Origin of the sequence: Henriciella sp. AS95 (assembly GCF_038900055.1) — a bacterium.
Classification (GTDB): Bacteria; Pseudomonadota; Alphaproteobacteria; order Caulobacterales; family Hyphomonadaceae; genus Henriciella.
The window spans coordinates 978,943-1,003,355 of record NZ_JBBMQM010000001.1; the positions used below are offsets into that span (position 1 = coordinate 978,943).

At 57.4% G+C, this 24,413-nt stretch carries 22 protein-coding genes; 7 read left to right on the plus strand and 15 right to left on the minus strand.

Annotated elements, in window-relative coordinates:
- The first annotated feature begins 1 nt into the window (after position 1).
- Positions 2-526, plus strand: a complete 525-nt coding sequence (locus WNY37_RS04975) for a luciferase family protein (RefSeq protein ID WP_342972360.1) — start codon at positions 2-4, stop codon at positions 524-526.
- Positions 527-591: 65 nt separating this feature from the next.
- Here WNY37_RS04975 and WNY37_RS04980 read toward each other — a convergent pair whose 3' ends face one another.
- The 3 genes from WNY37_RS04980 to WNY37_RS04990 are packed head-to-tail and all read right to left on the minus strand — an operon-like array spanning position 592 to position 3,390.
- Positions 592-1,515, minus strand: a complete 924-nt coding sequence (locus WNY37_RS04980; protein ID WP_342972361.1) for a VOC family protein — start codon at positions 1,513-1,515, stop codon at positions 592-594.
- 28 nt (positions 1,516-1,543) lie between these two features.
- Positions 1,544-2,497: a 3-carboxyethylcatechol 2,3-dioxygenase gene (locus WNY37_RS04985; RefSeq protein ID WP_342972362.1), complete on the minus strand. Its 954-nt coding sequence runs from the start codon at positions 2,495-2,497 to the stop codon at positions 1,544-1,546.
- 14 nt (positions 2,498-2,511) lie between these two features.
- Complete coding sequence (locus WNY37_RS04990) at positions 2,512-3,390, minus strand: alpha/beta fold hydrolase (RefSeq protein WP_342972363.1); 879 nt, start codon at positions 3,388-3,390, stop codon at positions 2,512-2,514.
- Positions 3,391-3,552: 162 nt separating this feature from the next.
- On the opposite strand from WNY37_RS04990, the gene WNY37_RS04995 reads away from it, so the two are divergent.
- Positions 3,553-4,194: a GntR family transcriptional regulator gene (locus WNY37_RS04995; protein WP_342972364.1), complete on the plus strand. Its 642-nt coding sequence runs from the start codon at positions 3,553-3,555 to the stop codon at positions 4,192-4,194.
- Here the strand turns inward: WNY37_RS04995 and WNY37_RS05000 are convergent.
- A complete protein-coding gene (locus WNY37_RS05000; protein WP_342972365.1) occupies positions 4,187-6,043 on the minus strand; it encodes an NAD(P)/FAD-dependent oxidoreductase in 1,857 nt (618 codons plus the stop codon). The two genes, WNY37_RS04995 and WNY37_RS05000, sit on opposite strands and share 8 nt — an antisense overlap.
- A 186-nt stretch (positions 6,044-6,229) precedes the next feature.
- Here WNY37_RS05000 and WNY37_RS05005 point away from each other — a divergent pair, with 186 nt between their 5' ends.
- Entirely contained in the window at positions 6,230-6,976 is a 747-nt protein-coding gene (locus tag WNY37_RS05005) for an SDR family oxidoreductase (RefSeq protein ID WP_342972366.1), read from the plus strand.
- Here the strand turns inward: WNY37_RS05005 and WNY37_RS05010 are convergent.
- The 5 genes from WNY37_RS05010 to hutI form a co-directional block, all read right to left on the minus strand.
- On the minus strand, positions 6,958-7,389 hold the full coding sequence (locus WNY37_RS05010) for a heme-binding protein (RefSeq protein ID WP_342972367.1): 432 nt from the start codon (positions 7,387-7,389) through the stop codon (positions 6,958-6,960). The genes WNY37_RS05005 and WNY37_RS05010 overlap by 19 nt on opposite strands.
- A 61-nt stretch (positions 7,390-7,450) precedes the next feature.
- The gene (hutU, locus tag WNY37_RS05015) at positions 7,451-9,115 is read right to left on the minus strand and encodes a urocanate hydratase (RefSeq protein WP_342972368.1); all 1,665 of its coding nucleotides are present in this window, start codon (positions 9,113-9,115) and stop codon (positions 7,451-7,453) included.
- Between the two features lie 13 nt (positions 9,116-9,128).
- Positions 9,129-9,947, minus strand: a complete 819-nt coding sequence (gene hutG, locus WNY37_RS05020; protein WP_342972369.1) for an N-formylglutamate deformylase — start codon at positions 9,945-9,947, stop codon at positions 9,129-9,131.
- A complete protein-coding gene (hutH, locus tag WNY37_RS05025) occupies positions 9,944-11,482 on the minus strand; it encodes a histidine ammonia-lyase (protein WP_342972370.1) in 1,539 nt (512 codons plus the stop codon). Before hutH ends, hutG begins: the two co-directional genes overlap by 4 nt.
- On the minus strand, positions 11,479-12,675 hold the full coding sequence (gene hutI, locus WNY37_RS05030; protein WP_342972371.1) for an imidazolonepropionase: 1,197 nt from the start codon (positions 12,673-12,675) through the stop codon (positions 11,479-11,481). Before hutI ends, hutH begins: the two co-directional genes overlap by 4 nt.
- A gap of 86 nt (positions 12,676-12,761) precedes the next feature.
- On the opposite strand from hutI, the gene WNY37_RS05035 reads away from it, so the two are divergent.
- A complete protein-coding gene (locus WNY37_RS05035) occupies positions 12,762-14,156 on the plus strand; it encodes a formimidoylglutamate deiminase (protein ID WP_342972372.1) in 1,395 nt (464 codons plus the stop codon).
- Positions 14,156-14,896, plus strand: a complete 741-nt coding sequence (gene hutC, locus WNY37_RS05040; RefSeq protein ID WP_342972373.1) for a histidine utilization repressor — start codon at positions 14,156-14,158, stop codon at positions 14,894-14,896. Before WNY37_RS05035 ends, hutC begins: the two co-directional genes overlap by 1 nt.
- 64 nt (positions 14,897-14,960) lie before the next feature.
- Here the strand turns inward: hutC and WNY37_RS05045 are convergent, their stop codons facing one another.
- The 5 genes from WNY37_RS05045 to WNY37_RS05065 form a co-directional block, all read right to left on the minus strand.
- Positions 14,961-15,203, minus strand: a complete 243-nt coding sequence (locus WNY37_RS05045; protein WP_342972374.1) for a hypothetical protein — start codon at positions 15,201-15,203, stop codon at positions 14,961-14,963.
- A gap of 11 nt (positions 15,204-15,214) precedes the next feature.
- Positions 15,215-16,402, minus strand: a complete 1,188-nt coding sequence (locus WNY37_RS05050; RefSeq protein WP_342972375.1) for a glycosyltransferase family 2 protein — start codon at positions 16,400-16,402, stop codon at positions 15,215-15,217.
- Positions 16,399-17,457: a HEAT repeat domain-containing protein gene (locus WNY37_RS05055; protein ID WP_342972376.1), complete on the minus strand. Its 1,059-nt coding sequence runs from the start codon at positions 17,455-17,457 to the stop codon at positions 16,399-16,401. The genes WNY37_RS05050 and WNY37_RS05055 overlap by 4 nt, the downstream gene beginning before the upstream one ends.
- Positions 17,457-18,224, minus strand: coding sequence for a YaiO family outer membrane beta-barrel protein (locus WNY37_RS05060; RefSeq protein ID WP_342972377.1), 768 nt, complete (start codon positions 18,222-18,224; stop codon positions 17,457-17,459). The genes WNY37_RS05055 and WNY37_RS05060 overlap by 1 nt, the downstream gene beginning before the upstream one ends.
- 168 nt (positions 18,225-18,392) lie before the next feature.
- A complete protein-coding gene (locus WNY37_RS05065) occupies positions 18,393-18,590 on the minus strand; it encodes a hypothetical protein (protein WP_342972378.1) in 198 nt (65 codons plus the stop codon).
- A 233-nt stretch (positions 18,591-18,823) separates the two neighbouring features.
- Between WNY37_RS05065 and WNY37_RS05070 the strand changes: the two genes are divergently transcribed.
- A complete protein-coding gene (locus WNY37_RS05070) occupies positions 18,824-22,408 on the plus strand; it encodes a PAS domain S-box protein (RefSeq protein ID WP_342972379.1) in 3,585 nt (1,194 codons plus the stop codon).
- Positions 22,409-22,533: 125 nt separating this feature from the next.
- A complete protein-coding gene (locus WNY37_RS05075) occupies positions 22,534-22,938 on the plus strand; it encodes a response regulator (protein ID WP_342972380.1) in 405 nt (134 codons plus the stop codon).
- 81 nt (positions 22,939-23,019) lie between these two features.
- On the opposite strand, the gene WNY37_RS05080 is transcribed toward WNY37_RS05075, so the two are convergent.
- The gene (locus WNY37_RS05080; protein WP_342972381.1) at positions 23,020-24,402 is read right to left on the minus strand and encodes a sulfatase; all 1,383 of its coding nucleotides are present in this window, start codon (positions 24,400-24,402) and stop codon (positions 23,020-23,022) included.
- Between the last annotated feature and the right edge of the window lie 11 nt (positions 24,403-24,413).

Genomic DNA, 24,413 nt, shown 5'->3' on the forward strand with positions numbered 1-24,413 from the left:
CGTGAAGGACCAGATGTTTCCCTTCATTATCAGCGCTCCAGAAGATCTTCCGGCGCGGCAGGGAGACCGGCCGCGGACGTCTAAAGCAGCGCCTCACAGCCAGCTTGATCAACTGCCATCGGTTGCGGACCGCGCCGCGTTCAGTTCGCTACTGGCCGCCCAGATCTCCTTGTTGCCCGAAGCCGTGGTTGGAGGTAGTCGGCGGGCGCCTCCTGGAACGACCGGCTTTCACATGGCAACGAACCCACCTCCTCATGCTGAGAGAGCGTTCCTACTCGGGGCTGAATTTGCTCATATCCATGGCGAAGACGATGGAAGCCTGCATACCGTTCTTCCGGAGCCGCTTCGCTCCGATGCGATTGAGAAGGGCTGGGCTGAACCGCACCCTTTTGCAGGGATGCCAACAGTCTCTCCTGACACGGTAATGCTCTATGCGCCGCGCAATGTCGATGAAGTCGCCATCATCGCGGCGCTCGTGCGTCATGTCTGGATGAATGCCAAGCAGGTCGTAAAAAGGGAGGTCTGAAACGTGGGAGGAAACGTTTCAGACCGTGCCGGGTTTGGGCTGGTGTTTCCTCGCCCGGCAGAAACTCAATCGGCCTCGTAATTTTTTCCGAAATCCGGCGGTGGCGGGCCGTCGGCAGACCAGAGAAACATACCGTCCTTTTTGGTCCATTCGGCGGGCTCCCATTCAGAGTCCTTCGGAATATAGTCGATGTCGAAGAAGTACTCTGCCATGCCGTTCCATGGGTCGCGGAAATAGTGGAAATAATTCGAGCCGATCGCGTGGCGCCCAGGCCCCCAAGCATGTTTGTAACCTTTTCCGAAGAGGCGCATCGCGCCAAGCTCGGCTTCGTCGATCGACCCCATCTCGAAACTTGCGTGATGGAAGCCCGGCGCATTTGAGTGCAGGAAGCCGACCACGTGGTGATCGCTGTCGCCGGCGGTACGCAGGAATGCTCCATACTCCTCGACAATCGTATCACTGATCTGCATGCCGAGCACTTCAGTGTAGAATTGCAATTGGCGCGGCACGCTTGGTGTAAACAGGATCATGTGACCGAGCCGACGTGGCCGAGCCGCAATCGTCGGTTTCGGGCAACCGCGTTGTGCAGACCGTTCTATAACGCCCGGTCGGTTCACAGGAGGAACGGGCTCAGCGGGCCTGGCAGCGATATCAGCTTCCTGAACGTTCACCAGATTGCCATCGGGATCTCGGAACCACAGCCCATCGGGCGCATCCTTGAATGGCTTTGAGAGAAGCTCGATGTTCTTGTCCTTCAAGCGGCCCTCAATGGCCGCGAAGCCGGCCGCGTCGGATGCAAATGAGATATGATTGAACTTCCGCTTCTGACCGGATTCAACAAGGACGATTTCATCATCGGGCTTGTTGTCACACCGAAAGCCGAGCGCGCTGTGGCCCTCGCTCATATTCATTCCGAATGCTGAATAGAAATCAGCGCCCTCTTTCAGGTCAGGGACCGAAAGTGACAAGTGTTGCAGAGATAGAACCAACGTATCCTCCCTTGGATATCTTTATTGTTCAGGCCTTCGCCGTTTCTTTCGCGCGTGCTGACGCTATGCCCATTCCGGCATTCCATTCCGAAATAGCGTGGTAAAACAAGTTCTTGTTTTCGAATTCACCGCAAGCAGACATCGCGGAATAGGCCGCGATCCAGGTGCGTACTTCGTGTCCCCCACACCCAGCCACTTCAGTCAGTTTCTCATCCGCGACATCATCCAGAAAATTGAGCTCGCCGCGATCCATGTGATCCATGAAAGCGCGGTCCCATTCAGGGCTGAGCGCGATCGCCTTTCCCTCGCCGCGAGCCAGGGCTCGCGCGACTTCAAAGTTTTGCTGCTCTCTTGCGCGGCGTTCTTCGATTGGCGGGTTGCGACCGGCAATGAGTTTTTCGGCTATTGGGGGTGACGCTGTTGCGATCGTCGGAATTGGTGGGTCATGAGACAGGCCGCCAGATCCTAGAACCAGGACACGCTTGTTCAGGCTCTTGGCCCAGTTTCCAACAGCCGCGCCGAGCTCTCTCACTCGCTTCATTGGCGGAAGGGGAGGGCCGGCACAGTTGATATGGATTGGCAGGACTGGATAACGGTCCACTGTTTCGCCCAGCAGGACCAGCATTTGCGCGAAGCCGTGGTCAGCCTGCATCCTGTACGACATGGCGACGTCAACACCCGCATTGTGCAGAGAAGAAATGCAGTCGAGCGCCAAGTCTTCGGGAACGTCGAAGTCGCCATCTCCGATATCGTAGTCACCAATCGCGGTTGCTCTGATGCCTACTGTGAAGGCTGGCAGCATATCGTAGAAGAAGCCCTTGAAGTGATCCGGTGCGAAGATGATCACCAACTCGGGGTCGAATTCACTGACCTCGTCAGAGAGCTGAGCGAAGTGAGCGCGAACTTTCGCATCCACGGCAGGGTCAGTCGCCACGTGGTCCATAAGCGGCGTGTGCGAAGCGCAGATCATTCGTACGGGCATGTCAGATCTGTCCTTCAGGCATCTGCCATTGCTGTACACTCAGCAAGGAAATCCAGGTGGAGGGCGTTGAACTCATCTGCCTTCTCCCATTGTGGCCAGTGTGCACAATCAGTCATGACGACGAGTGGCCGTGCGTTCGGAATGGCGTCCACGAACCGATTACCGGTGGCTTCTGGCGCCGTCGGATCATGATCAGTCCAGATGACAAGTGTGGGGGCCTTGATGCGCGTGAGCGTCTCATCGGTGAGAACATTGCGCAGTCGGATATCCATGTTCTGCAGGCAGAGGATGTGTTCCATCGCCGTTTCGAAACCTGGTTGCGTGTAAATGCCGAGCCGCATCTCAACCAGATCGTCAGTGACGCGGGACGGATCGTTCATTAGCCATTCGAGGCGGGCGCGAACCGTGTCCGGGCTCGCTTCACGAACCGCTTTCATGGTGACGTTGTAAACCCGTTCCATCACTTTCGGGTCTGTGTTGAGACCGCCGGCCGTATTTAATGTGAGCGAGGCAACCCGATCAGGGTGGTCGATTGCAAATTGGGCGACGATCCACCCGCCTAATGACTCACCATGAGCATGGATTTTCTTCAGGCCCATCGCATCGCAGAAATCGAGCAGGTGAGTCACATAATGGTGGATTTCGTAATCGTGGTCAGGCTTTGAGCTGTAGCCGTGCCCAATCATGTCCAGGGCAATGGTTCGGTGCTTCTCAGCGTGAGGCAAAAGGTTTCGCGTGAAGGCTTCCAGGTGCCCGCCAGTGCCATGCACGAATATTACTGCTTCGTCCGACGACGAGTCTCCGGCCTCAATGAAACGTGTTCGAATGCCGCCAGCATCCACGTAATCGAGCTTGAATGCGCCGCGTGAGACGGTGGGCCAGATATGGGCCATGGCTTTCTCCAATTCTTTAAACACATACTAGCATGCAAGCATGGCATGTAAAGTGTTTTGGTGGGTAATGATCTTCCACTCCGCAGCGCGACAAGATGCGTCTTGATGATACCGCTCAATGCGCTATCCAGCTCAAGCATGCTAGAATGAAGGCTCTGAACCATGAGCAAGAGCAATGAAGTATATGAGCTCGTTATCGAGCGATTGGTGAGCGCGCATTACGCCTTCGGCGACCGGCTTCTCGTCAAGGAACTTGGCGCAGAGACAGGGGCCAGCCGTCAGCCGATCATGTCAGCTCTTAATCGGCTAAGTGCGGAAGGTTTCGTGCACATTGTTCCGCAGGTCGGTTGTGAAGTCATCAATCCGTCGCCGGAGGATATTGGTGACTTTTTCCAACTCTTCCAAAGGCTCGAAGGGCTGCTTGGCGAACTGGCAGCAAAGCGCAGGACGGGCGATGATCTTATTGAACTGAAGCTTGCGCATCAGCGGCTCGCGATGATGGAGGCCGCGTCCGACGCATCGCCGTCGCGGTATCTCGCACTCAATCAGGCCTTTCACCGGCAGCTCCACTTGATGGCGCATTCACCGATCCTTGCTCGGAAGCAGAAGAACAATTTCAATATGATTGACTTCTTCATCGGCCAATCGCTCGGCTTCGGGCATCTGATGACTGGCGGTACAACGGTAGACGAGCATGAGCAGATCGTTGATGCGATCGAAAAGCAGGACGCAAAGCGTGCCGGAGCAGAGTCGGAGGCTCACATCACGGCGATTGCGGAGGCCGTTCTGGCTAGCTTCAACTGACGAACTGAGAGCTTCGTGCTGGCTGTGATGTTTTCTGCACGGTCCGGACATCTTGTTTATACCCACCGTTGCGCCAGGCTGTGATTAGCTGGTCATACTCGATCGGCCCGCCGCCATAAGTGCCGCCAATGAAGGTGGCCTTATTGCCGTCCGTCTGGCCCTCATTATTGAGAAAGCCTGGCGTGCACTCAGCGTAGTAGCGTCCAAGGTCAATCGCATGTGGCTTCTGCATGGTTTCTAGCCAACGATCTTCCGCTTCTCTTGTGACCTCCATGACCTTGATGTCCTGGTTCAGGCATTTCGCGATCATTTCGACAGCATGGCGAGATTGCATCTCCAGCGTGTGCGTGAAGTTGAACGCTGTTGTGCCTTGTTCGGTGCCGCCGACGACGTGGAAGTTAGGAAATCCGTTCATCTGGGTACCGTGGACGGTTCGCACGCCATTCTCCCAATGTTCATCGATTGAAACGCCATCACGGCCGATGAGGTCGTAGCCGCCTACCTTATGCGCGGCAGCGCCCACATCGAACCCGGTCGCGAAGATGATGCAGTCGACCTCATAACCTTTTCCGCCTGCATAAATCTTTGCTGCGTCAATATGGGTCACGCCCTGTCCATCCGTATCGACAAGATGGACGTTTGGCTCGTTCAGGCTTTCCAGGAAGTAGGCGCTGAACAGCGGGCGTTTGCAGAGATAATTGTACCAGGGCATGCACCGTTCGGCGACATCCTGGTCTTTGATAACCTCACAGGTCCGCTGTCGAATTTCTTCCATCTTTTCGAAATCGACAGCCTGGAAAATCTCGTTCGGATTGAAGGGTTGACCAGACTGATGCGCCGCCCCCATCCGGGCGCCAACACGTTTGAAAAAGTCCGTCCAGCCATCATCCACGAGATCCCCATGCGGATGGGCGCCCGGCGTAATGTTTTCCAGGAAGTTCAGGCGGCGTTTGGCCTGCCATCCGGGAGGTTGGTTTCTAAACCATTCAGGGTCAGTTGGCCTGTTATGGCGTGCTCCGACGGTTGAAGGCGTCCGTTGGAACAGGAGTAACTCCTTCGCCGACTCTGCGAGCTTCGGAACAATCTGGACAGCTGTCGCCCCGGTGCCGATGACGGCGACGCGCTTGTCATTCAGTTTGTCCATGCCGCCGCGAATATCGCCGCCCGTATAGTCAAAGTCCCAACGGGCAGAGTGAAACATCTTGCCTTTGAAATCGCGCAAGCCAGGAATTCTGGGGAGCTTGACCTTTGCCAGAGGCCCCTGGCTGACCGTAACGAAGCGCGCTTTTATCCGGTCGCCTCTATCCGTGCTGATGATCCAACGCTCGTCAGCATCGCTCCATTCAATGCGCATGACCTTCGTCTGAAATAGGGCCCGTTCGTAGAGGTCAAAGTGACGGCCAATTGCACGACAATGCTCAAAGATTTCGTCGCCGCTCGCATAGCGCTCGGTAGGCATGGTGCCGACTTCTTCAAGCAGCGGCATGTAGCAATACGCTTCGATATCGCAGCGCACGCCTGGGTAGCGATTCCAGTACCACGTTCCGCCAAAATCCCCGGCCTGTTCGATAATCCTGAAGTTCTCAACACCGGCTTTCACAAGATCGCTGGCGGTCAACAGTCCACCAAACCCTCCGCCAATGACGGCTGTATCAATCTCTTCAGTGATCGCATCGCGCTTTAGCGGCTCGTCGATATAGGGGTCATCTACGAATTCGGTGAACTCGCTTGCGGGGTCCAGGTACTGGTTGTCAGCGGTTTGCCGCAGGCGTTTGTCGCGTTCGGCATCATACCGCTGTTTCAGGGCAACAGCATCGACCCCTTCAGTCTTGTTCGTCCCGTCGTTCATGTCTGTCTCTCCCTTGGCGCCTACCGAAACGTCGAGATTTCGGACACCTGTTTGTGGCGGTGTGGCTGGCGCAATGCTCAAGCCCCCGGCATCTTGATTGTCGCAGAATAACCAAATACAGCTTACATGCAAGCATGTTAATATAGAAAATGCCGGGTCAGATCGGCAGTTCAAGGGAGAATATCGATGGATTTGGGATTGAAGGGAAAGACAGCGATTGTCTGCGCTGCGAGCAGTGGTCTCGGGCAGGCTTGTGCCATGGCGCTAGCGGGCGAGGGCGTCAACGTGGTGATCAACGGCCGGACAACGGAGACCCTTGATCAAACAGCGCAAGACATCCGGGCCCGCTTTCCGGATGTTGAGGTCACGCAGGTCGTGGGCAGCGTGACCGACCCTGTATGCCGAAACAAACTGGTCAGCGCAGCTGGGGCTCCTGATATTCTTGTAAATAACGCCGGCGGCCCACCTCCCGGTGATTTTCGCGACTGGGATCGCGAGACCTGGATCAGCGCCCTCGACCAGAATATGTTGAGTGCCATAGAGCTTATACGATTGACGATAGATGGCATGGCCGAAAGGGGCTTTGGCCGGATTATCAACATCACATCGTCAACCGTTCGCACGCCGATCCCGGTATTGGGCCTGTCGAATGCAGCGCGGGCAGGCTTGACCAACTTTGTCTTTGGGCTGGTGCCTCAGGTATCAGCGAAGGGCGTCACAATCAATAACCTGCTGCCCGGGCCATTTGATACCAACAGACTTCGCAAGTCGAAGGAGATCACCAAGCACCTGACTGGTAACAAGGTCGCCGGACGGGTTGGAGACCCTGCCGAGATGGGGGCGATGTGTGCCTTTCTTGCCAGCCAGCACTGCGGCTATGTCAATGGTCAGAACATCCAGATGGATGGAGGGCTTTATCCCGGTGCATTCTGATCGGGGTGCTGCAAGAGTGTTCGCGCCGCCAGTAGGGCGAGTTCGGTATCCTGCTCGCCAGAACCGCCGGAAATACCCACACTACCCAGAACATCGTTCTCGTCCTTGATCAAAGCGCCGCCAGGCAAGTCCGTAACCTTCGGATGGGCAAGCAAACCCTCTCTTATATTTTGTGGCAGTCCGGCCAGCATGTCCGCAAAAGGCTCTGTTGGGGTCTGGAAGCTCGCGGCGGTCCACGCTTTCCAGCGCGCATAGTCGGTCGAGGCTAGAAAGGCCCCCGGCATTCGGTAGAATGCAGCTTCATTTCCCGCCGCATCCATGAATGATACGGTGATCGCCAGATCCATCTCAGCAGCGCGGTTAGTTACGGCATTAATGGCGGCACAAATCGAGGCGGAGAAAAACATTCGCATGGCGCGTAATGCGTCAAAGCATGCTAACATGCAAGAACGTGGTGCGGCGTAAACGGTCGGGTCAGTCCAAGCTCGGCAAATCCAGACCTTGCTCGCGCGCGCAGGCAATGGCGTCGTCATAACCCGCATCGGCATGACGCATCACACCCGTTGCTGGATCATTCCAGAGCACACGCTCTATACGACGGGCAGCATCATCCGTACCGTCGCAACAGACGACCATGCCAGCATGCTGTGAATACCCCATGCCGACGCCGCCACCATGATGCAGCGAGACCCAGGTTGCCCCGGAAGCCGTATTGAGGAGTGCGTTCAGAAGCGGCCAGTCTGACACAGCATCCGACCCATCCTTCATGGCCTCCGTTTCCCGGTTAGGTGAGGCCACAGACCCGGAATCCAGATGATCTCGGCCGATGACGACAGGGGCCTTCAACTCGCCAGAAGCAACCATCTCATTGAAAGCCAGGCCCAGACGATGGCGGTCGCCCAGCCCCACCCAGCAGATACGCGCGGGAAGCCCCTGAAACTTGATTCTCTCGCGCGCCATGTCGAGCCAGTTGTGGAGGTGGGCGTCGTCCGGCATCAGCTCCTTCACCTTTTCATCGGTACGGTAAATGTCTTCAGGGTCGCCGGACAATGCCGCCCACCGGAACGGTCCGATGCCCCGGCAGAAGAGAGGCCGAATATAGGCCGGCACGAACCCTGGAAAGGCAAATGCATCGGCGACGCCTTCGTCGAATGCGACTTGTCGAATATTGTTACCGTAATCGACTGTCGGAACGCCGCGTTTCTGAAATTCCAGCATTGAGGCGACATGGTCGGCCATCGAGGCGCGGGCCGCTTTCTCGACGCGTTTCGGGTCGGTTTCTCTTGCGGACTTCCATTCCTCAAGTGACCAGCCTTTTGGCAGATAGCCGTTCACCGGATCATGAGCCGAAGTCTGGTCTGTCAGTAGATCCGGCAAGACACCGCGTTCCAGTAGCGCTGGCAGAATTTCGCACGCATTTCCGAGCAGGCCGATCGATCGGGCGGTTCCAGACTGGCAGCTCTCTTCAATCATACCAAGAGCGTCGTCCAGATCGGCGGTGTGGGCGTCCAGATAGCCCGTGCGCATTCGCATATCGATGCGGGAGGCGTCGCACTCAATGGCAAGGCATGACGCTCCAGCCATGACGGCAGCCAGAGGCTGTGCACCACCCATGCCGCCAAGACCGGCAGTAAGCAGCCACTTGCCCGTCAGATCGCCATTGTAGTGCTGCCGCCCCATTTCGGCGAAGGTCTCATAGGTGCCTTGAACAATTCCCTGAGCGCCAATGTAGATCCAACTGCCAGCCGTCATCTGGCCGTACATCATGAGGCCCTTCTTATCGAGCTGGTTAAAGTGATCCCATGTCGCCCACTTGGGCACGAGGTTGGAGTTGGCGATCAGCACGCGTGGTGCATCGGCATGCGTGCGGAACACGCCGACAGGTTTTCCCGACTGCACCAGCAGGGTCTCATCGGCTTTGAGGCGCTTGAGTGTCGATAGGATTGTTTCGAAGGCTTCCCAATTTCGGGCCGCCCGGCCAATACCGCCATAGACCACCAATTCCTCCGGACACTCGGCAACGTCCGGATCGAGATTGTTCATCAACATCCGCAGGGCCGCTTCGGACTGCCAGGTCTGCGCGCTGATTTCTGTCCCATGTGGCGCACGTATTGTTCGCGCGTTGGCACGATAGGTCATCGGATACTCCTCACTACTTCTCGGCGAATTCCAGGCAGGCCAGCAGGACCTGTCTCAATGTCTCTATCAAGGGTGCCGCCCGCTCGGCCTCAAAAGGAGCGGGCCAGATATCGTCGTCCACGTCTCCGATAGGTTCGTCCAGATATCCGCGGCAAGCCAGTTCCATCTGGATGGCGTGAACGTTTCGATCAGGCTGACCATAGTGGCGTGTCGTCCATCCGCCGCGAAACCGTCCATTTCGAACAATTGGCTCGCCGGATCGCGCGCAGATGGTTTCAACCTGATCACCCAACTCCAAAGAGCAGGTCTGGTCATGATTGGTGCCGATATTGAAAATGGGAAGCAGGTCATCGAACAGCCGAGGGACTTTCGACCGGATTGAGTGTGCATCATAGAGAACAACGCGGCCATGATCGCTCATGAGCCGGTCGATCTGCTGTTGAATGGCTTGGTGGTAAGGCTGATGGTACGTGGCCAGCCGACGGGCAATTTCGTCTTCGTCCGGCTCATGGCCGTCGATGTAAAGCGGCTCTCCATCAAAAGTCGTGAGCGGGCATAGTCCGGTCGTCGTCTGCCCTGGATAAAGAGACGCACCGGATGGGTCACGGTTTACGTCAATGACAGACCGTGAAATCGGCGTCCGGATCGTGGTCGCGCCAAGATCCGCGGCGAAGGCGTAAAGTCGATCCACCCACCAGTCGGTGTCTTTCCGGGTTCGGGAAAGCGAAATGAAGTCTCGCGAAATGTCATCCGGGACATCAGTGCCTGTGTGGGGGAAGGTCACGATCAGGGGCCTGTCGCCGCGCTTGATTTCAAGCCAGTCGTCGGTCATTGGCGTCCAATTTCCGGCAAGTCCACTTCGACAGCTGATGCGATCTCTCCGGAGCACACAAGCGACGCGGCTGCTTCGATATCAGGATACATCAAGCGGTCATCGTCCAGTCTGGGCACTTTCGCTCGGATGACGGCGCGGGCTCGTTGGAGGGGTGCACTGGACCTGAGGGGCTGGTGGAAGTCACACCCTTGTGCGCCTGCGAGCAATTCGATCGCGAGGACATTGTTGGCGTTCGCGACCATCCGCATCAGCCGCCGGGCGCCGTGCGCGGCCATTGAAACATGATCCTCCTGGTTCGCCGAAGTCGGGATGGAGTCCACGCTCGCCGGGTAGGCCATTTGTTTGTTCTCCGACACCAGCGCCGCCGCAGTAACCTGCGGGATCATAAAGCCCGAATTCAGCCCCGGATTTGGAGTGAGGAATGCCGGCAGTCCGGACAGCGTGGGGTCAACCAGCAGTGCGATACGGCGCTCCGCAATGGATCCGATTTCACACACGGCCATGGCCATCATGTCGGCTGCGAATGCGACAGGCTGGGCATGGAAATTTCCGCCGGATATCGCTTCGCCGGTTTCTGCAAATATTAGAGGATTGTCAGAAACGCCATTCGCTTCCGTTTCCAGTGTCGCGCCGGCCTGCCTCAGAAGTGTGAGCGCGGCGCCGGCAACCTGTGGCTGACATCGCAGGCAGTATGGATCCTGAACGCGATTATCATTGTCGAGGTGCGACGCGCGGATTTGCGACTCAGACATGAGCGCACGAAGGGCTGCTGCACACTCAATTTGGGTCTCGTGCCCTCGAAGCAGGTGAAGACGTTCATCGAAAGGGCTGTCAGACCCTTTTGCCGCTTCTGTAGAAATTGCGCCGGTTACAAGCGAGGTCTGTAGTAATCTTTCAGCCTCGAACAGACCCGTAAGGGCGCACGCGGTGGAAAACTGCGTTCCGTTGAGAAGCGCGAGCCCTTCCTTCGCCGCGAAGGCCGGCAGTGGCTTGAGGCCAGCCGCGTGCAAGGCCTCAGATGCAGGCATGCGGACGCCGCCAAAATTGGCGTCTCCTATGCCAATCATGGTGCAGGCCATGTGAGATAGCGGTGCAAGATCGCCTGACGCTCCCACCGATCCCTGGGCTGGTACAATCGGCAGAACACCCCTGCAAATCATGCTCTCAAGCAACTCGATTGTTTCCAGCTGAACGCCCGACGCTCCCCTCGCCAGGCTGGCGAGCTTCAGGACCATCATCAATCGTACCACCGCGTCCGGAAGTGGATCGCCAACACCGGCCGCATGCGAAATGACGATGTTTCGTTGCAGAAGCTCGAATTGTTCGTCCGGTATGCTGACGGAGGCCAGTTTCCCGAACCCGGTATTGATCCCGTAAACGGGGGCACCCCTTGCCACGATATCGGCGACCGCACGTGCGGACTGACGAATAACATCGTGACAGGCCGGGTCGAGCATGATGGGGGCGCCCTTCCAGATGCGGCGCCACTCAGCGATGGATACTTGTCCGGGCTCGAGGGTCACTTTTGTCATCGCCCACCCCGCACGCGCTGATGAAGCTTGTTGAGGCCGATATTGTATACAAGTTCAGCGGGGCTCTCGATGTCCCAAATGGCAAGGTCGCATTGCTTGCCGACCTCCAGGCTGCCGACCTTGTGAGCCATGCCAAGTGCGGCGGCAGCATTGCATGTCACACCTTTCAGGCATTCCTTAACGGTCAAACGAAACAGAGTCGCCGCCATATTCATGGCGAGAAGAACGGAGGTCAGCGGCGACGTGCCAGGATTGCAGTCGGTCGCGATGGCCATCGGCACGCGATGCTTCCTGAGCAGGTCAAAAGGCGGAAGTTTGGTGTCGCGCAGAAAATAGAAGGCGCCCGGCAAGATGACCGCCGCTGTGCCGGCTTGTGCCATGGCGCGCACCCCGTCCTCGTCTAGATACTCCAAATGGTCGGCCGACAGAGCGCCGTATTTTGCTGCGAGTTGTGCCCCATGGCTGTTCGATAATTGCTCAGCATGCAGTTTGACCGGTAAGCCAGCACTGCGTGCGGCTTCGAAGACGCGCTCGGTCTGCTCTCGCGTGAAACCGATCGATTCACAGAAGGCATCGACCGCGTCGACGAGACCGGCGCTTGCCGCTTCGGGAATAATTTGATTGCACACAAGGTCGATAAAGTCGTCGGGCCGCCCGTCGAATTCGGGCGGAAGCGTGTGGGCGGCGAGCAGGGTGGTGCGAATTTCGACGTCGCGCCGTTCGCCGAGCGTGCGGGCGGCTCTCAATTGCTTGAGTTCGTGCTCGACATCCAGTCCATAGCCGGACTTGATCTCGATGGTCGTGACGCCTTCGGCCAGCAAGGCATCAAGACGTGGAAGTGCGTCTTCAACCAGCTGCTCTTCGCTCGCCTTTCGGGTCGCAAGCATGGTTGATCGAATCCCTCCGCCAGACTCAGCGATTTCTTCATAGGTTGCGCCTTGCAGGCGCATCTCGAACTCGCGCGCACGGCTGCCAGCATAAACAAGGTGCGTATGGCAATCGATGAAGCCGGGCGTGATCCAGCGCCCCTCGCAATCTACCGTCTCCGCATTGGTGACCGTGGGGGCGTCTGATGCTGGACCGGCAAAGACGATGCGTCCGCTGTCTTCAACGATCGCTCCACCTTCGATGGCTCCCAGGTCGGACCGGGCGGCCGACAAAGTTGCCAACTTCGCGTTTGTCCAGATTCTCATGTGACCTGTCTCGTCCAGTCGAATTCGTCAGTTGCCCAAAATGCAACTAATGTATATACATAATCATGTAAATTGGGAAGCGTCCATTGGCCCGTATCCAGGCATCAGAACCGGCACCTCTTTCGCACACTCTGCAATTTGGACGGGCGCTGCTTCCGGATGGGTGGGCGGAGAATGTCGAGATCGATATCGCCGATGGTCTCATCCACGCTATCAGGACCGATTGCGCCGGGATTTCGTCATCTCGATCCAGCCTGACGGTTGTGTCTGGCCTGCCAAATCTGCACTCCCACGCCTTTCAGCGCGGCATGTCCGGTCGAACCGAGTACAGGCTGTCTGCCAAGGAGGACAGCTTCTGGACCTGGCGCGAGCAGCTTTACAAGTTCATTCGCAATGCGACACCGGACGACATCAAGGCTATCAGTGCTCTGGCGTTCGCGGAAATGCTTGAAGGCGGCTTTACGCGGGTCTGTGAGTTTCACTACCTGCACAACACGCCTGCGGGTTCACCCTATACCGACCCGGCTGAGATCGCCGGTCAAGTCGCACAGGCTGCCAATGCTGCGGGGATCGGTCTTACTTTACTGCCCGTGTTTTATGCTCAAGGCGGTTTTGGCGGACAACCGCCATCAGATGGCCAAGAGCGGTTCTTGAACACTTTGGATTCGTTCTCGTCACTGCTCGATCATGCTGAGCGACATTGCGAGACACTCGAAGGTGCCGTTGTGGGGGTGGCACCACATAGTCTTCGCGCGGTAACGCATCAACAACTGGCCGCCATGCGTACTTTCCGGCCAGATAAACCTATACATATTCACATCGCCGAACAGATTAAGGAAGTCGAAGCTTGTCTGGAGTGGAGCAGGGCGCGTCCTGTCGAATGGTTGTTGGAGCACGCAGATGTCGATGAGCATTGGTGTTTGGTCCACGCGACGCATACGGACGAAACTGAGCGGGGTAATATTGCGAAGAGCGGTGCGGTGGCCGGTCTTTGCCCCATTACCGAGGCCAATCTGGGGGACGGCATTTTTGAGCTTCCTGTTTTTTTGAAAGCGGGCGGCCTCTTTGGAGTCGGGTCCGACTCGAATGTCTCGATCGATGCTGCGGACGAATTGCGGCTGCTCGAGTATAGTCAGAGGCTGCGATTCAAGCGGCGAAACGTGATAAATACCGACAGCGGCGGCTCCTCAGGCAGAATGCTTTACGAGGCAGCGCTGGAGGGAGGCAGGCGAGCCTCGGGCACCTCTGCGCGGCTTGCGCCGGGGCATTCAGCCGACATGTTGGTTCTTGCGCCGTCCGAAATCCTGTCAGGCAAGGACACAAATGACGCCATTCTCGACGAGTGGGTATTCAGGCGTGGGAAAGCTTCTATAGCCGAGGTTTGGGTTCGAGGGGGCCGTATGGTTGAACAAGGACGACATGTCAGGCGGTCTGAGTTCGAGGCTGACTTTTTACGGGCGCTCAAAAGGATTCTGGACTGATGAGCCCTTCTTCCCGGTCGACGACTTCAAAATCCAAACCGACCCTGCACGAAACCATACGCAGCGCCATTGAAAAGCGGATACTCTCCGGTGAGCTCAAACCTGGTGATCGCATCCCGTTCGAACACGAACTCATGGAAAGTTATGACTGCTCGCGGATGACCGTGAACAAAGCGGTCACGGAACTCGTGAACAAAGGCCTGATTGTGCGCCGCCGCCGGGCTGGCTCATTTGTTGCCCAGCCGCCGAGCGACTCGACCATGCTCGACATTCCGGACATTCAGGCGGATTTGCAGCAACGGGGCAAGGCGTATTCCTACAGATTGCTGAAGCGCCGTATTCGCAATGCCCGAAAAACGCGAAACAACGAGATGGAACTCGCACGAAACGGCCGGCTGCTGGATTTGGTTAGCCTGCACGGCGCAGATGGTAAGGCTTATGCGCTCGAACAGCGCCTGATCAGCCTGGAAACAGTGAGCGATGCAGCGGACGCTGACTTCTCAGTTTCGCCGCCGGGCACATGGCTTCTCGATCATGTGCCGTGGTCGCAGGCCGAACATCGTATTTCGGCCAAGGCGGCAGACGAGGAGACCGCGCGCCTTCTTGACGTGGAAATTGGTTCGCCTTGCCTGGTGCTCGAACGCCAGACATGGCACGACAATTTGCCCGTGACGCATGTGCAGCAGACATTCCCCGGCGAACGCCACACCTTTGTCGGGTCGTTTTCGCATAAGTTTTAAGCTGCAATCAGTCGGTTGGATCGAGTAAGTCGACAGGGTGTTGTCCGCGCTGATACAGCCTGTCCTAGGACTGACTGGACGATTCTACGCGGCCGAAACCCTTGCGAGACATCTCGCCCCAATCCTTCTTGCCTCGCAGGAACTGCCAGAAACCGCTGATCCGCCAGACATTGTTGAGCTGGCGATAGCCGAAGTTCTCCAGAATGGCGATCACGCCAAGTTTCAGCAGCTCACTGACCTTCTGGACACGGCGCAGTGCGCTCTCCTGCAGAACCAGCGAGAAAACGCTGATCATGATGCCAAACATGAAACTCACGCCTAGAAAGGCGAGCAGGTAGGGCAGAGAGAGAGCAGTCCCATCGCATAGAATAACGGGATGAGAATATAGCCCATGATTTCAACGACCGGCCCCAGTACATCGACCATCAGAATATTGGCAAAGCCGAGGCTGCCGACACGCCCATAGCGCGGGTTGAGAAACATGTCCTTGTGCCGGAAGAAGGTTTCCAGTGAGCCTCGCAGCCAGCGTTCGCGCTGACGTCGTAGTGTCCGAAGATCCTCAGGGGCTTCGGTCCAGCAAATGGGTTCGGCAATATAGGCAATGCGGTAGTCGCGTTTCTGCTGGCGCAAGTGTTTGTGAAGCTTCACGACCAGTTCCATGTCTTCGCCGACAGTCCCGTTCGAATACCCACCAACCTCAATGACAGAGGCGCGCCTGAACAAGCCAAACGCCCCGGAGATGATGGTAAGAGCGCCAATGTCGCTCCAGGCGAGCCGCGCCATGAGGAAGGCGCGGACATATTCGACCGTCTGAAACAGAGCCAGCAGATTGTTTGAAAGCCCGGTGGAAATTACCCGGCCATCCTCAATGCGGCAGCCATTGGCGAGCCGTACCGTTCCGCCAACGGCCACGACGCGGCTCGGATCATCAATGAAAGGCCTGACAGCGCGCAAGAGCGCATCGCGTTCGAGTACGGAGTCAGCATCCATCGAGCAGAAAATGGGTGAGCGGGATATATTGATACCGGCGTTAAGCGCATCGGCCTTGCCGCCATTCACCTGGTCGACGACGATCAGATTGGGGTGGAGCCTGGACCCATAAATGCCGCGAACGACTTCATGGTCCAGCTCCTGATCGCTTGCCCTGGATACCGGCTTCAGATCGAACGCGGAAATCAGCTCAACCAATGTGTTGTCCCTCGATCCATCGTTTATGACGATGACTTCGAAGGAGGCATATTCCAGCGAGAGTAGCGACCGCACGCTTTGGACGATCGTCTTCTCTTCATTGTAGGCTGGGCTGATAAGCGCAATTGGCGGAGCAAGATCAGCGTAGCGACGCCACAACAGCGCAGGGCGGCGCACCAGCGGCTGTCGAAGCATAGACCGCCAGGCAATCAGCAACTGGACCAGATAAAGCAAGTTCTGGAGCAAGCCGACTGTAATCACGAATATCGTGACCCAGACCGCAGTGGTCAGGAGGGTGGCTTCGGTCAGCATACTCATGCTGCTGTCCGCTCAGACAGCACAAGGCTTGCTGTGCGCTGTGCACGTTCGGATGGGCTTTGCAGGGCGGCGGATTCCAGCAAGGCGCGGCTTTCCGCGCCGAGCTGCAGCATGGCGGCCGCAGCGCTGAAGCGGACATTCCAGTCAATATCGGACAGGAGCGTTTCGAGCCGCGCGGCATATTCTGGCATGACAACGTTGCCGACCGCTTCGGCAGCCTCAGCGCGTACCACGCTATTGTCGTCGCACAGGGCCGCCTCAATGATTGCAGGTCCGATCGGCAGCTCAAGCCGGCCCAGCGCTTCGATCGCCGAGGCGCGGATGCTGGCGCTTTTATCCTGCGTTCGCATCTCGAGAACCGGAATGGCGTCATAGACGCCACACCGCCCGAGCGCCTCGATCATCATTGATTGAAGGCCTTCATCATCGACTGCCATGCGAACGCGCCGGATAATGGGTTCGGGATTGTCTCGCGCAAAAAGCTGGAAGATCGCAGCCATTTCAAGCGGAGCCTGGAGGTCGCTAAGGTCGAGTTGGGGCAGAATGTCGGCAAGGTCGGGCGTTTCACCCATGGCAAGCAGGGCACGGGTTGCCGCCACTTTCACGGGTGTGGGTGCTTTGGTGTCCAGCACGCTGAAGAGCGTCTCTTTTGCGGCGTCTGACGGAAAGAAGCCCAGCGCCTCAGCCGCTAAACGACGGTATATGCGCTTGCCGCGTTTCAGCGACTTGATGATTTCGACCTCGGCGCCAGCCTCCCTCGAAGCTTTCACCGCGTGCAGAAAGTCATCGCCTCGCACCAGAGAAGCATATTCGAGAAGGGACTGCGTATAGATTGCGCGATACTTGATCAGTGGTCGGAGCGTCTGGACAGCCTCGTCATGATCCTCAATGGCCAGGAAGAACGCGTTGGTGGTTTCATCATGCCGGCGCTCGCTGCGGATCTTTTCCTGACCGGAGAAATATCGATGCAGAACGAGCACCAGGAAAGCCCCAATGGATATCGATGCCATGGCAATCGACACCGTCCAGAGTCCAAGAAGCAGCGGATCCGGCATCAAAAAGAGATGCCCGTGGAAATGAAAATCCCGGTCCTGTCATAAGCAGACCGCGTTTCATGAAGGAGGTTGACCTGTAACGACTGCCGGTCACTCAGTGACTGCCGCCAGGCCAGCACGGCGGACTTTACATCCAGAGTGACTCCGTCGGAGGTTTCTGGCGCATCTGCATAGATAAGCAGGATCCGGCTGGAAACCGCCGCCTGCCATTCGCCCTGAAGCGAATAGCCCTGGCGCGTTGCGCTTTGCTCATCTGAGAGAAGAATCAGGCTCCCGCTCAATCGGACGGTATCGCTGGCAAAGGGCTTGGCGACGCCAAACTTGCCGCTTTGGACAATTCCGGCAGGATAGTCAGCATAGCGAAGGTCTGCTGAAACGAGAAACGCATCTGGTGTGTTGGCGCCAGGTCCGACCGTGGTGGTCAGCCCGGTAGCGACAGCCCATTCAGGGCGGAAGATGGCATCTGGCGCTCCGCCCGCTGCGATATATCCGGACACCCTGTTGGTGAGACGCGACCCTATCTGACCTTCGAGATAAACGTCGGAAAGGTCAAAGCGCTCTGCATAATCAGCCAGGATGGTGTAGCTCTGGCCGCCATCCGTCCGCCGTGTCAAAGCTGCAGACAGCTCGGTCCAGTCGGGCAAACCCTTTGTCAAAGCGCTCCGCCCCGCGCCGAGATCTACTCTCCAGCGCGGATTATTCTGATACGATTGCTGTGCTGCCTCAATACGGTCTCGAAGCGCACGCGTTTCCTGCGTTGGGGCCATTTTTGAGAGGCGGTCCAACGCCGCAACGCTACGCCCCTCATACCAGTCGAGGCGGGCGAGGGCGAGCTTGGCGTCGGCATAGTCTGGCGCGATGTCCAGAGTTCGGTTCAGGGCGTCACGCGCAGCGTCGAAGTCCCCTTGTGTGGAATTGACCAGCCCGAGCTGCAGTCAGGCGTCAGCGTTTTCGGGATTCTGGGATGTCTCTTCAAGAAGTAACGCCTCGGCCTCGTCAAATCGGCCATCGAGACGAGCCTCCGTCGCCTGATCAATGCGGCTTTGCTCGTCCGCAACAGCAGACGGCGCGCCTGCCAGCAGGGCCAACAGGGCTGACGCGTAAAGGAGTTGTTTTGCCCGGTTTGACGCCAAGACACTTCACCTTTCCCAAAGCCGGAACCCTAGCGAGAACTGGTTGACGCGAGATTACTGTGAGTTGAATGCACTGCAGTTGGCACGCTATCCTCACAGTTTGACGTCGCTGTCCTGACCAGAGGGCAGCACCAGATTGCGCAGATATTACAGGGTTTAATAAGCGATCTGAAACCATATCCGTCTACGCATCGCCGTTAGCCTTCGGGCGGACCATCGATCAAAGGTTGAAGATGACGCAATTTGTTTTCAAGTCGATAAATTCAGCGCTCGGCGTATTCAAGGCAAAGCCTTTATTGAAAAACGGCCTGAGTCTGCTGCTTCTGGCGGCAGTAATTTTTACCCTGGCGATGCTCTCGATCAACTTTACGCGCGAACAGGGACGCATTGCTGCGATCTGGCCGGTCAATGGGTTTGTGCTGGCGCTCTTGTTATGGCGAGCGAGACAGACATGGCCGTTCATTCTCTCGGCTATGGGAGGCGCTCTGTTTGCGGCTAACTGCATTGTCGGCGACGAACTTCTGCTCACGGGATTTCTGTCACTCGCCAATGTGGTCGAGGTGGCTCTGGTGGCGCGCCTATATATGCTCGGTGGAAGCCCTAGACTGATCAGCCAGATGGGCCTTTTGAAACTGATCGGCGCAGCGACGGTCGGTTGTCTGCTCTCGACATTTCTGGCTGTGTCGGGCCTTGCGCTTTTTGGATCCGATATCCTCGCCCATGAAGCGGCCATCTGGTGGATTGCTGACATGCTTGGCATCATTCTGTTCACGCCAGTTGTCAAAAGCCTCGTCAAACGGTCGACCAAAGTCGATGTCCTGGAGTTCGGCCACGCGCAGATCCTGACCTTCGTTGGTGCTTGTGGTGTGGCATTTCTTGTCTTTGCCCAGTCCGACTATCCATTCCTGTTCTTTGTACCGCCGGCCTTGGTCGCGCTCGCCTTTACCAGTGGCATCAGAGGCGCGGCGCTTGGCCTTCTGGCGACGACGGCCATCTCCTTGCCCTTTGCGCTGACGGATCACGGACCGACATCGCTCATGGACGCGGATATGGAAACGAAGATCCTGGTGTTGCAGGCGTTCCTTATCGTGAACTCAGTCCTCACACTCGCCGTGGCTGGGGCGGTGACACAGCGCCGCCGTCTCATGTCACATCTGCAGCGCTCTCAATCGCGGTTGAAGCGCAAGTCGCGCGAACTCGATGAGATGCTTGGCAAATCCCGACTCGCCGAGGAGATGTCGAAAGTTGGCCACTGGACGCTCGACCCGGAGACCGGTGCGGTCTTCTGGTCGCCCGAAGTGTATTTCATTCACGGCGTCGATCCGGAAGAGTTTGACCCGAGCTTTGATGATGCTGTCGCCTTTTACGACGAGCCAGACCGCGACCGCGTCAACGCGCTGGTGGCAGACAGTATTGCTTCGGGCGAAGGCTGGCAGTTCGAAGCGACCCTGATCCGCAACTCCGATGGAGACCGTCGCTGGGTGCATTCCATGGGCGAGTGCATGAAGAATGCCGATGGCAAGGTCGAGCTTATCTTTGGCGTGTTTCGTGATGTTACCGATGAACGACGCTTGCAGAATGATCTGCGCGAGCGAGAGGCGCAATATCGACTTCTCGCCGAGCACTCAACCGATATCGTTCTGAACTTCAGCCTCGACGGGACCGTTAAATTTGTATCACCGTCCTGTCGCGTCCTGGGCATAACGCAAGAACAGGCGATCGGTGAGCCAGCGCAGAACTTTGTCCTTCCAGAAGACCGGGAAATTGCGGCTCAAGCCATTCGAGACCTCGTCAAGAACGACGATCCATCCGTTACGATCAGAAGCGAGCATCGCGCCCCGAAAGCTGGTGGCGGTTATATCTGGCTGGAAAGTAACCCAACGCTTATTCGCGATGAACACGGAGTGCCCCATTCGGTCGTATCGTCTTATCGCGACATCACCGACCGAAAGCTGATGGAGCACCAAATGCAGGAGAGCGAGCGCCAATATCGCATGCTCGCCGAGCACTCGACTGACATCGTGCTGCAAACCACGATTGGCGGGGTGATCACTTATGCCTCGCCCGCCTGTAAAAAGCTTGGCGTGACACCTGAGCAGGCCATCGGCATGCGCACGCTGGATTTCGTCATTCCAGAAGACCGGCCTGCGGCTCTTGAGGCAAGCCGGAAGATTTTTTCCGGCGAGGAGCCAGATGCCAAAATTCGGCGGGAATATCGTGTGCGCGGAAAGGACGGCGAAATCATCTGGCTGGAAGGCAGCCCAAACATCGTGCGTGATGAAACAGGAACGCCTGTTTCGGTAATCAACACATTGCGCGATGTGACTGAGCGGCGTGAACGCGAAGACATGTTGGCCGCCGCAACGGAAGAAGCCGAAGCGGCGACGCGAACCAAGGCGGAATTCCTGTCAAATATGAGCCACGAAATCCGAACGCCCCTTAATGGTGTTCTCGGCTTCACCCAGCTGATCGCGCGGACCGATGTCAGTGATGAGCAGAAGGAATATGTTGAGCGCATCCAGGGTGCCGGCCGCATGCTTCGCGAAATTGTCGACGACATCCTCGATTTCTCGAAGATCGAAGCCGGCCGCCTTGATATTCAGGACAATGCGTTCTGCATGCGCAGCGTGTTGGAGGACGTCATAGACTTGGTTGATGCCGGTCGAAAGAACAGGTCAGTCCCGATCAGGCAACATATCGACCCCCACGCCGACATGGGCATTCTGGCCGACGAAACGCGCGTTCGTCAGGTGCTGACCAATATTATCGGCAATGCAGCGAAATTCACCGAGGAAGGCCAGATCGACGTGTCCGCCGAAATCCGCGGGTCAATGCTGAGCATCACAGTCGAGGACTCCGGAATCGGTGTTTCCGCAGAAAATATCAGACATGTCTTTGAAGGCTTCCGACAGGCTGACGCCACCGTCTCTCGCAAGTTCGGCGGCACGGGTCTTGGCCTTAGCATCAGCCGTTCCCTGGCTGAGCTCATGGGCGGAGACCTCTCCATGGAAAGCGAAGAAGGCAAGGGCACGCGCGTCACGTTCACGCTGCCCCTGAAGAGAGCGAAAACAAGCGAACTTATTGCGCCGGCTCAGCCGATTGCTACTGAGCGCCGCGATACGGCAACGATCATTGTCATAGATGATGTGGAAGCCAATCTCAGCCTGATTGAACTAGGTCTCAAGCATACCGGCTACCACCTTGTGACCTTCGAATCCGCGCGTAAGGGGGTCGACTTCATTCGCAATGAAGAACATGTCGACCTCGTTCTCATGGATATTCAGATGCCTGGTATGGATGGCGTTACCGCAACACGTGCGATCCGCGCCTTGCCCGAGCCCAATTGCAATGTCCCGATCATTGCGCTCACCGCCAATGCGCTCCGCGAGCAGATCGCAGAATACAAGGCTGCCGGCATGGATGACCATTTCGCCAAGCCAATCGACCTGGACCGGCTGGAGGCTGTTGTCGATCGTCATCTGGGCGCCGCCAGACGGGGCGCTGTGAGCGAAGCCGACGGCTCTGAAGATGACGCCATGGCGGCTCTTCGTTCCGAATATGCGCAATATCTCAACTCGCTGGGCGAAGAGTTCTCCAAAATTCTGGCGTCCAGCAACCAGTCAGATATGGCAAGTCAGGTGGCGAAGCTGGCTCATGCGATCGCAGGCACGGCTGGCACCTTCGGATTTGATGACGTTTCCAAGGCGGCTTTCGATCTCGAGAACCTTGCGCTGGCTGCAGCTGACAAAGATGTCGCCGACGTTGATATCGAGGCGGGTGTCAGGACTCTTCTGGACCTGAGCCAGAAGGCCGCCTGACCGCTGCGGCGAACGCACCAGCCCTAACGATCTCTTACCGTCTAGATTGAAATTGCTCGACGCGCGTCCACCGGAAACGAACTACAATTGGGTACAACGAGCCCATCAAATGCAGGAGCATCACCATGTCGAAACTGAAAATTCTTGTCGCCGACGATGACCGCATGCTGCGCGCTCTCCTGTCTCACAAGCTGAAGGCGCTGGACTGCGAAATTATCCAGACCGAAAACGGCAAGGAGGCGTTGGACGTTCTAGACAATGTCTCGATCGATCTCGTCATTCTGGATGGCATGATGCCCGTGATGGATGGCACCGAGGCGCTTCAACGCATGCGCGCCAATCCGAAGACAGCCAATCTCCCAGTGATTATGCTTACGGCCCGTCGCCGCGAAGAAGACGCTGTCATGGCACTCGAAATGGGTGCGACGGACTACATTTCCAAACCGTTCAATCCGGATGAGCTGATGATCCGTATCCGTCGTTGGCTCACTGAGGCGGATGAGCCGCAATACGGTGCCGCTCGCACATGACGCCAGCTGAGCGGTCTTGTGCCTGCTGCGGCGCGATTTCGTAAGACGGTATCGCCCACACGAAGACACCCTCACCTCTGCCTAGTCTTTCTCCGGCGACAACACGGGGCCCTTTTCAACGGGTTCATCGCCAGGCGGCTGAGGCGGTATGGGCGGCTTCTTCAGATCGCTGACCTCGTCGCGCATCACCGTGACCTTTGCCATCAGTGCTTCAATGACGTCAGGGTTCTCACGCACATAGCTGAAGCGCTCTTCCGGATCCTTCTCCAGGTCGAACAGCAGCGCCGCGCCATACTGTTCGAAAGGCACGTAGAATTCGCGATAATAGGTGTTGAGGACCAGCCTGTAGCGCGCATCGCGCACGGCGGCGATGTCGTTGCCATTGAAGAAGAACAGCACATCGTGCGGCGACGTTTCTGCGCCCTCCATGAGCGGCAAAATATTTAACCCGTCAATCACGCGGTCGCCCGGCGCATCTGTCCCGGCTATGCTGGCGAGCGTCGGCAGGAGGTCGATGTTCATCGCCATCGCCCCGGACTCTGTGCCCGGCTCGATGACGCCCGGCCAGCGCGCGAGGAAAGGCACGAGGAAGCTGCCCTCATGCGTGCCGCCCTTGCGGTCGCGGTGGTTGCCCTGGTCGCCCTCGAACCAGGGACCATTATCCGAGGTCACGATGATCAGCGTGTTTTCGGCAAGGTCGAGTTCCTCGAGCGTCTCCAGGATCGCGCCGACCCCGTCATCGATGTGTTCGACGACGTCGCCATAGAGACCCGCCTCCGACACACCCGCTTCGTCATCCGGCACGTGCAGGGGCAGGTGCGGAAAGGTCTGCGCGAAATAGAGGAAGAAGGGTTCGTCGGCGTGGTCGCGGATGAAGCCGGTCGCCGCATCTGTATAATTGTCGGAAAGCGCCTTCTGGTCGGCAGGCGATTCCACGACCGTCTTGTGGAAGTAGAGGTCGAAGGGCTGCATGTCGTTGCTGTAGGGAACGCCATAGAAATAGTCGAAACCCTGATTAGTCGGCCAGTACTCATCATGATGGCCCAGGTGCCATTTGCCGATCATGCCCGTTGCATACCCCGCATCCTTCAGGACTTCTGCAATCGTAATCTCTTCAGGCGGCATGCCCGTTTCGGTGTGCGGAAAGATGACGTGCTGCATACCGGACCGGATCGGATAGCGCCCAGTCAGCAGGGCTGCACGCGAAGGCGTACAGACATTCGCGCCAGCATAGAAATGGGTCAGCTGGACACCTTCCCGGCCGATGCGGTCGATATTCGGCGTCTTCATCAGGCTGGCCCCGTTCAGGCCGATATCGCCCCAGCCCATGTCGTCAGCGAGGATAACAATGATGTTCGGCTGCTTCGCCTCTGTCGCATTGGAAGGGGCTTCTGGCGCAGCGGCGACGGACTGGCAGGCCGACAGCAGGGCGACGGATAAAACGAGCGCAAGGGGCCGCATCATGGTGTTTTCTC

Bases quoted from the DNA above. Each gene is read 5' to 3' on its own strand.
- WNY37_RS05045 (WP_342972374.1), bottom strand. From the start codon at position 15,203: ATGTTTGGCATCATGATCAGCGTTTTCTCGCTGGTTCTGCAGGAGAGC.
- WNY37_RS04990 (WP_342972363.1), bottom strand. From the start codon at position 3,390: ATGGCCCATATCTGGCCCACCGTCTCACGCGGCGCATTCAAGCTCGAT.
- hutH (WP_342972370.1), bottom strand. From the start codon at position 11,482: ATGACAAAAGTGACCCTCGAGCCCGGACAAGTATCCATCGCTGAGTGG.
- WNY37_RS05000 (WP_342972365.1), bottom strand. From the start codon at position 6,043: ATGAACGACGGGACGAACAAGACTGAAGGGGTCGATGCTGTTGCCCTG.
- WNY37_RS05075 (WP_342972380.1), top strand. From the start codon at position 22,534: ATGTCGAAACTGAAAATTCTTGTCGCCGACGATGACCGCATGCTGCGC.
- WNY37_RS05080 (WP_342972381.1), bottom strand. From the start codon at position 24,402: ATGATGCGGCCCCTTGCGCTCGTTTTATCCGTCGCCCTGCTGTCGGCC.
- WNY37_RS05060 (WP_342972377.1), bottom strand. From the start codon at position 18,224: ATGGCCCCAACGCAGGAAACGCGTGCGCTTCGAGACCGTATTGAGGCA.
- WNY37_RS05055 (WP_342972376.1), bottom strand. From the start codon at position 17,457: ATGCCGGATCCGCTGCTTCTTGGACTCTGGACGGTGTCGATTGCCATG.
- WNY37_RS05005 (WP_342972366.1), top strand. From the start codon at position 6,230: ATGGATTTGGGATTGAAGGGAAAGACAGCGATTGTCTGCGCTGCGAGC.
- WNY37_RS05070 (WP_342972379.1), top strand. From the start codon at position 18,824: ATGACGCAATTTGTTTTCAAGTCGATAAATTCAGCGCTCGGCGTATTC.
- hutG (WP_342972369.1), bottom strand. From the start codon at position 9,947: ATGACCGACGACTGGCTTGAAATCAAGCGCGGCGACAGGCCCCTGATC.
- WNY37_RS05010 (WP_342972367.1), bottom strand. From the start codon at position 7,389: ATGCGAATGTTTTTCTCCGCCTCGATTTGTGCCGCCATTAATGCCGTA.
- WNY37_RS04995 (WP_342972364.1), top strand. From the start codon at position 3,553: ATGAGCAAGAGCAATGAAGTATATGAGCTCGTTATCGAGCGATTGGTG.
- hutI (WP_342972371.1), bottom strand. From the start codon at position 12,675: ATGAGAATCTGGACAAACGCGAAGTTGGCAACTTTGTCGGCCGCCCGG.
- WNY37_RS04985 (WP_342972362.1), bottom strand. From the start codon at position 2,497: ATGCCCGTACGAATGATCTGCGCTTCGCACACGCCGCTTATGGACCAC.
- hutC (WP_342972373.1), top strand. From the start codon at position 14,156: ATGAGCCCTTCTTCCCGGTCGACGACTTCAAAATCCAAACCGACCCTG.
- WNY37_RS05050 (WP_342972375.1), bottom strand. From the start codon at position 16,402: ATGAGTATGCTGACCGAAGCCACCCTCCTGACCACTGCGGTCTGGGTC.
- hutU (WP_342972368.1), bottom strand. From the start codon at position 9,115: ATGACCTATCGTGCCAACGCGCGAACAATACGTGCGCCACATGGGACA.